This is a genomic window from Shewanella sp. 30m-14, from assembly GCF_052977125.1.
In genome coordinates this window covers 93,534-100,878 of record NZ_JBRILW010000019.1, presented here as the reverse complement: position 1 = coordinate 100,878, position 7,345 = coordinate 93,534, and the positions used below count along the sequence as shown (strand labels likewise).

The following is a 7,345-nucleotide window of genomic DNA, read 5'->3' as shown; positions in this document are numbered from 1 at the left end:
TCGTGTAGCGCAGCGCTCAGTGTCCTTCGTGGTGTATCGCATTGGCTTTTACTTTAGAGCTTATTTACCACGAAGCGCTCCGCTTTCACGGAGATCACGAAGGAGAGCAAAAAAGCAAAGCTATTATCTTATAGTTAATCTTGCCGATGGATTTCTTCGTGTAGCGCAGCGCTCAGTGTCCTTCGTGGTGTATCGCATTGGCTTTTACTTTAGAGCTTATTTACCACGAAGCGATCCGCTTTCACGGAGATCACGAAGGAGAGCAAAAAAGCAAAGCTATTATCTTATAGTTAATCTTGCTGATGCATTTCTTCGTGTAGCGGAGCGCTCTATGTCCTTCGTGGTGTATCACATTGATTTTTAATTCAGAACTTTTTACCACGAAGCGGTTAGCTTTCACGAAGATAAAGATTAAAAGCTTACTGCTTTTTCTACTGCCCTCGTTGTTTTTTGGATGAAGCAATATTTAATTTCAACGGTACTCAGAGATAGGCCTGACGACAAAGTCAGTTAGGCACGCGGTAGGGTGATGGAGCTTGCGAAGGCGCAATAAAAAACGCCGCAATGTACTATTGCGGCGTTTTATTATCGAACCAAACCTAGCGGTTGCTCGTTAAATTGAAACCACATCAAACTCAACATTTGGGTTGACGTCAGCTTCGTAATCGATGCCTTCGATACCGAAACCGAACAGTTTTAAGAACTCTTCTTTGTATTCACGGTAATCGGTCAGCTCGCTTAAGTTTTCAGTGGTCACTAGTGGCCACATGTCACGGCAATGTTGCTGGATCTCTTCACGAAGCTCCCAGTCATCTAAACGAAGACGGTTTGAATCGTCGACATCAGCCGCAGTACCATCGGCCTTGTATAGGCGTTCGCTGAACATACGGTTAATTTGCTCGATACAGCCTTCGTGTAAGCCTTCTGCGCGCATTTTCTTAAATACCATCGCAATATATAGAGGCATAACAGGGATGGCAGAACTTGCTTGAGTCACAACACTCTTAAGTACTGCAACGTTAGCGCTACCGCCAGTAGCAGAAAGCTTAGTATCTAACGCGTGAGCGGCTCTATCGAGGTCCATCTTAGCTTTACCCAGTGCACCATGCCAGTAGATAGGCCATGTCAGCTCGGTGCCGATGTAGCTGTAAGCAACGGTTTTGCAGTTATCGCTTAACACGCCAGCTTCAGATAAGGCTTGCATCCATAGTTCCCAGTCTTCGCCGCCCATTACTGTGACAGTATCGGCAATTTCTTGCTCAGATGCAGGCTCTACCGTTGCTTCGATGATAATGTCTTTGTTGGTATCAACAGCGGTTGCAGTATAAGTTTCACCGATTGGCTTTAAAGATGAGCGAATTAGCTCACCACTGTCAGGCATTTTTCGAACAGGAGAAGCGAGTGAGTAAACGACCATATCAACCTGACCTAGGTCTTGCTTGATAATTTCAATCGCTTTTTGCTTTGCTTCGTGGCTAAAAGCGTCGCAGTTGATGCTTTTAGAGTAAAGGCCTTCTGCCTTAGCAAACTTGTCAAATGCCGCTGAGTTATACCAGCCCGCTGTGCCAGGTTTAGTTTCAGTACTTGGCTTTTCAAAAAACACACCTAACGTGGCGGCATCGCTACCAAAAGCGGCTGTGATGCGTGAAGACAGACCGTATCCACTCGATGAGCCAACGACTAATACTTTTTTAGGGCCGTTAGCAATTTTGCCTTTAGCTTTGGTAAAGTTGATTTGCTCAAGAACGTTAGCTTCACAGCCAACAGGATGGGTCGTAGTACAAATAAAACCACGGATTCTAGGTTTGATGATCATATTTTTTGATTCTCTTAAAAAATTGTCTCTAGGATAATTAAACCGACATCAAATGGCACTCGTTTTTGTTGAAAATCGGCTTTTTTATCAGTGGTTGGAGCAGTTTACAGACTGGAAAAGAGGCCTTAGAGGCCTAATCCTACGAGTTTATGCCCAGTCAAAGCGAAACAAACCCTTGTTATTTTTTTCGGGTAAACAAACTTTGCTCTTGGATCAGCCTTTGGGTGTATTCATGTTGAGGTGCATTAAACAATTGTTCTGTAGTTGCTTTCTCAACCATCACCCCTTTTTTAAGTACCATTATTTTATCGCTGACATGGCGGATAATATTCATATTATGGGACACGAATATATAAGACAGCCCCATATCTTGTTGCAGTTCGAGCAATAGGTTTAAGATCTGTGATCTTACTGATAGATCGAGGGCGGTTAAGGCTTCGTCAGCAATGATAATTTTTGGGTCAAGCATTAACGCTCTCGCTACGGCAACGCGCTGTTTTTGTCCTTCAGAGATCATATGTGGATAAAATTCAATATGCTCCGGTAATAGGCCAACCTTTCTAAGCTTATCAATCACCTGGGCCTTGCGTTCACGACTATCCAGTTTAGTATTAAATTTCAGGGGTTCATCCAACAATTCGCCAATGGTCAGCCTTGGGTTGAGTGAGGTATTGGGATCCTGAAAAATCATGCGGATCAGGCGACAACGCTGTTTTAGATCGTGTTTATCTAATGGTTCCCCTTCGAAGAAAATCTCTCCGCCACTTCTAATTTCCGCACCGACCAAAATTCGAGCTATTGTACTCTTGCCCGAACCCGCTTCACCAACAATGGCTAATGTTTCACCCTGGTTTAACTCAAATGATACCGGTGAAAGCGCCTTGTTGTATTGACGCTTAAAACGTTTGTAGCCAGCATAATAACTTTTACTGAGATCATTAACTTTAAGAAGTGGTGTCGTCATTGCATGGCTCACTGTGGTAGGGGAAATGACAAGCAAAATAGCGTCCTTTTTTATGGCACAAACTAGGTTTACTAACACAACGTTTCTGCGCCTGCGGGCAGCGCGGTCCAAGTCGGCAACCTATAGGCAGATGTTGCAATGCTGGCGACGATCCAGGTAAGGTTTTCATCACGGATTTATGGGCCAATACTCCGGAGTAGTCGGGCATATTATCGAGTAACGCTTTAGTATAAGGATGAAATGGTTGCTCGAGGAGTTCGGATGTCGGGCCCGATTCCATCACTTGACCGCAATAGAGTACGGTCAGCTGATCGCACCAGCCCGATAAGGTTTCTAATTCATGGCTGATAAGTAAAATGGATACATTGTGTAGTTGATTAAGTTTACTTAAAAGTCTAAATATCTGCGCTTGAGTGCTGATCTCCATCGAGTCTGTGGGCTCATCTGCAATCAATAGGCGTGGCTGATTGGCAATGGCCATTGCTATCATCACTTTCTGACACTCACCTGCAGAGAGCTCCCAAGCATAACTGCTCATGACCTCTTCAGTGTTTTTAATACCAACCTTATGCAACCATTTTTGCGCCGTTGCTTTACGCGCTTTATTGCGTTTCCAAAATGAAACTTGTTTATCTTGAGGCATGGCTTCAACGAGCTGACTACCCACTGTAATCGCTGGATCTAGGCTACCTGTAGGATCTTGGAATATGACTGCGATTTCACTGCCCATTAAATTGCGGCGCTGCTTGGTAGACATGTCCATTAGGTTTTGGCCATCCCACATCATACGATCAGCAGTAATGGTCCAGTTATGGCCAGGCACCCCTAAAATCGCGCGAGCGAGTAGAGTACGACCTGAGCCTGACTCACCCACAAGGCCGTGTAATTCGCCGGGGTTTATGGTTAAGCTAACGCGCTCCAGAGCCTTGACTCGCCCTTGAGGCGTATCAAGTTCAATGGTGAGGTTACGTATATCAAGTAAAGGCATAGTATTAATTTCTGATGGGCGATAACGCCGATCTCAAACCATCACCGACTAAGTTAATAGCAAGCACGCTACATAAAATAGCAACACCTGGGATGGTTACAGTCCAAGGTGCGGTCAATAAGTTATCTAATCCTTGAGACACCATAGCGCCCCATTCAGGGCTTGGGGCTTGCGCTCCAAGGTTTAAGAATCCCAGTGCTGCAATATCCAAAATTGCAGCTGAAATGGCCAGCGTCGTTTGGATGATTACGGTTTCCCATACGTTTGGCATAATGACATACCAAAAAACCTGTACTGAGTTAGCGCCGTCTAACTTGGCCGCTGTCACGTAATCTTTTTGCAGTTCTTCGTGCACAGCTTGGTGAATTGCCCTTACAAACTGTGGCGTTAGGGCTATACCCACAGCCCAAAATACGTTATCTAATCCTGGCCCCATAACCGCTACAACCAATATTGCCATTAATAAAGATGGAATGGATAACAGCGCGTCGAGAAGGTGGCTTAAAATTGATGATTTTAGCCCCTTCATCATGCCAGAAATTGAGCCAATGATGAAACCGACTAACAAGGACGCCAGTACAATAGCCAGCGCCATGCCAAACGTAAGGTGCGCACCGTGAAGCAAGCGACTAAAGATATCTCGGCCTAAATCATCGGTCCCGAGAAAGTGCTCAACCGTGCCACTCGCATCCCAAGACGGCGGTAAAAGCAGTGCCAATGGATCCTGTTGCTCTGGTGAAAATGGCGCTATCCATGGGCCAAAAATTGCCACTATAAGTAAACAACATACAGCCCAAAGCCCTATTAATGCGAACGGGTTATCAGCAAATGCCTGCCACACCTTTTGCATTGGCGAAGGGATATGGTCTTCTTGATAAATTCTAATTCGCGGCATAAAGTTCTTTCCTGCTTAGCGGATTATAAGCGTTATGAAGTACTTCAATTAAGATGCTTAAAAAAATGATGATAAGTGCAACGCCTAACACGCCACCTTGGATCACTGTGTAATCACGCTGATAAATACCCGATACTAACCAGTTGCCGATTCCGGGCCAGGAGAAGATAACTTCAACAATCATGGCGTAACTTGCAAAAGTCCCCAGCATTAACCCCAAGTTTTTTAGCACGGGAATAAGCGCATTTGGCAGCGCATGGCGTAGCACAATGGTTCCAGTATGTAATCCGCGAGCTTCAGCTGCCTTAATGTAAGGTTGGTCCATAATGTTTAACATGGCGGCGCGGGTAATTCGTACCACCACTGTAAAAGGCAATACGGCTAGGGTTATCGAGGGTAATATAATATGAAACAGGGCATCTTTAAATGCGGAGAAACGGTATACCGAGTCAGAGAAGAGGGTATCGATTAGCATAAATCCGGTCTTTGGCTCGATTTCATATAATAGGTTAATCCGCCCTGATACTGGAAGCCAACCAAGTTCGACACCAAACCAGAGTGATAAGGTGAGGCCTAACCAAAATACCGGAATTGAATAACCGGTTAAGGTGATCGCCATAATACTGTGTTGGGTGATTTTATTCTTACTTAATGAGGCGAATATCCCTAATGGAACGCCCAGTAGTACTGCAATTAGCCCTGCAACCGTTGCTAGCTCAAATGAAGCAGGCAATGCCTGGGTTAATTCTTCAATAACTGGACGTTGAGAGGTGATAGATAAGCCTAAATCGCCACTCAAACGCGTCTTTGCATAGGCAATAAACTGCTCTAGTTGATTGCCGTTTAACTGATAAGTCTCTTCTATTTGCTGTAATTGCTCTGCGCTCGGGGCCGCTATTCCGCTTAAAGCAAATGCCTTATTAACGGGGAAATGTTCAGTCGTCACAAACAACACGCCAACTAATACAAGCGTTGTGGCAAAAAATAGGTTTAATCTGCGTAAAAGATATCGACCCATTATAAGTCTCCCTCAGGCGCTATATTTTTGGCTCGTTCAAATGAAATCCCGCCAAAAGGAGTAAGCTGTGTTTGTTTGACGTTTCTGTTTTTAAAGGTCAACTGGGTAGCGTGGGCAAATGTCATCATAGGCACATGTTCGATAAATAACGCTTCAGCTTGCTGATAAAGTATTTTTCGTTCGGGTTCTGATGTCGTGGCTTTGGCCTTTGCTAAGATGCTATCCATTTCTAAATTACACCATTGGGCACGGTTACTCGACGAGTCGAGAGAGTCACAACTCATAATAGGTGAAAAGAAATTATCAGGATCGCTATTATCAGCATTCCAACCAATTAACACTGAGTCATAGTCGTTACGATTAAGTTTTTGATTAAATACACTCCAATCGTAAGTGACAATATTGACCTTAACACCGATATTGGCCAAGTCGGCCTGGATTAGTTCGGCTGTTTTAAGCGCATTAGGGTTATAAATACGTGCAACGGGCATCGCCCAGATATCAATGCTTAGGTTGGTTATTCCAGCATCCTTTAACAAGGCGCGTGCCTTTTCAGGATTATATTGATAGCGGCTCTTATTGTAATGGTAGGCCCAAGACTGGGGGGGCAGCATTCCCGTCGCTTTTATCGCTGTTTCTTGGTAAACCACCCTTAGGATGTTGTTTTTATCGACGGCGTAGGCCAATGCCTGACGAACACGAACATCATCAAAAGGTTTCTTTTGGGTGTTGAAAGCCCAAAATGCGACATTGAACCCAAGTTGGGTATCAAGCTCAAGGCTAGGGTGGCGCTTAATCACAGGTAGCTCGCCAGCTTTAGGGAGCGCAGATACACTACAATCACCCGTGATGAGCTTGGTTAATCTGGCACTACTTTGTGGGGTAATATTAAAAACAAGCTGTTCCAATTCAGGTAAAGTGCGCCAAAAATCATCATTTCGGTGGTAACGGATAAGCTCATTTTTGACATATTTGACCAACTTAAACGGACCCGTACCGACAGGGTTTCTGTCCAGCAGCTCAGGGGTTCCTTGGTTGATGAGGTTATCGGCGTACTCTTTAGACAAAATAACAGAGAAACCGGTTGCTAAATTGGCAAGAAATGATGCATCACTTTGATTCAGGTGAAAAATCACTTCGTCATCAGCCACTTTTTCTATATTGGCGACAGTTTGATTAAAACCGATACTTTGAAAGAAAGGGTAACCACTTTTTGATACTTGATGGTAAGGGTTGCTGCTATCTATGATGCGATTAAAAGAAAACAGCACATCATCGGCGTTTAATTCGCGAGTCGGTGTAAACCAAGGGGTATGATGAAATTTGACACCTGATCGTAACTTAAAGCGATAGCTTAGGCCATCTTCAGAGGTGTCCCATGAGGTCGCAAGAGAAGGCACTATTTCACCCGAAATCGGGTCATAATCGACTAAACTGTCGTAAATTTGTTGTGAAGTGGCGTCAATTGTCGTTCCTGAGGTCACTAACTGAGGATTAAACGTCTCAGGGTTGCCTTCCGAGCAGTAGACTAAACCCGCGGGAACTTGCTGTGGCCCACAGGCGATGAGTAACAAGTTAATCGCAACGATCCCGGTGATCAACTTTATTCTCTTTAGCAGCTGTTTCATTAAGCAATCATTTTTTAGCTGAACATTGTCAGCCAT

Annotated in this window: 6 protein-coding genes; all 6 read right to left on the bottom strand. The window is 44.5% G+C overall.

Translation table 11 applies throughout. The features are described 5' to 3' along the window. Positions 1-613: 613 nt before the first annotated feature. The 6 genes from fabV to ACVBIU_RS14560 all read right to left on the bottom strand — a co-directional run bounded on the left by fabV (position 614) and on the right by ACVBIU_RS14560 (position 7,309). Positions 614-1,816 (bottom strand): enoyl-ACP reductase FabV, encoded by a 1,203-nt coding sequence (gene fabV, locus ACVBIU_RS14585; protein ID WP_447161204.1) that lies wholly within the window; start codon positions 1,814-1,816, stop codon positions 614-616. A 178-nt stretch (positions 1,817-1,994) separates the two neighbouring features. After that, entirely contained in the window at positions 1,995-2,780 is a 786-nt protein-coding gene (locus tag ACVBIU_RS14580; RefSeq protein ID WP_447161205.1) for a peptide ABC transporter ATP-binding protein, read from the bottom strand. Continuing rightward, positions 2,761-3,768: a peptide ABC transporter ATP-binding protein gene (locus ACVBIU_RS14575; protein WP_447161206.1), complete on the bottom strand. Its 1,008-nt coding sequence runs from the start codon at positions 3,766-3,768 to the stop codon at positions 2,761-2,763. The genes ACVBIU_RS14580 and ACVBIU_RS14575 overlap by 20 nt, the downstream gene beginning before the upstream one ends. Before the next feature lie 4 nt (positions 3,769-3,772). Further along, a complete protein-coding gene (locus ACVBIU_RS14570; RefSeq protein WP_447161207.1) occupies positions 3,773-4,663 on the bottom strand; it encodes an ABC transporter permease subunit in 891 nt (296 codons plus the stop codon). After that, positions 4,650-5,681, bottom strand: a complete 1,032-nt coding sequence (locus tag ACVBIU_RS14565) for an ABC transporter permease subunit (protein ID WP_447164119.1) — start codon at positions 5,679-5,681, stop codon at positions 4,650-4,652. Before ACVBIU_RS14565 ends, ACVBIU_RS14570 begins: the two co-directional genes overlap by 14 nt. Then, positions 5,681-7,309 carry an ABC transporter substrate-binding protein gene (locus ACVBIU_RS14560; protein ID WP_447161209.1) on the bottom strand — a complete coding sequence of 543 codons (1,629 nt, stop codon included), beginning with the start codon at positions 7,307-7,309 and terminating at the stop codon, positions 5,681-5,683. The genes ACVBIU_RS14565 and ACVBIU_RS14560 overlap by 1 nt, the downstream gene beginning before the upstream one ends. Between the last annotated feature and the right edge of the window lie 36 nt (positions 7,310-7,345).

What these genes read in the sequence shown, in the direction of transcription:
- fabV (WP_447161204.1), bottom strand. Translation starts at nt 1,816, where the DNA reads ATGATCATCAAACCTAGAATCCGTGGTTTTATTTGTACTACGACCCAT.
- ACVBIU_RS14575 (WP_447161206.1), bottom strand. Translation starts at nt 3,768, where the DNA reads ATGCCTTTACTTGATATACGTAACCTCACCATTGAACTTGATACGCCT.
- ACVBIU_RS14570 (WP_447161207.1), bottom strand. Translation starts at nt 4,663, where the DNA reads ATGCCGCGAATTAGAATTTATCAAGAAGACCATATCCCTTCGCCAATG.
- ACVBIU_RS14580 (WP_447161205.1), bottom strand. Translation starts at nt 2,780, where the DNA reads ATGACGACACCACTTCTTAAAGTTAATGATCTCAGTAAAAGTTATTAT.
- ACVBIU_RS14560 (WP_447161209.1), bottom strand. Translation starts at nt 7,309, where the DNA reads ATGAAACAGCTGCTAAAGAGAATAAAGTTGATCACCGGGATCGTTGCG.
- ACVBIU_RS14565 (WP_447164119.1), bottom strand. Translation starts at nt 5,681, where the DNA reads ATGGGTCGATATCTTTTACGCAGATTAAACCTATTTTTTGCCACAACG.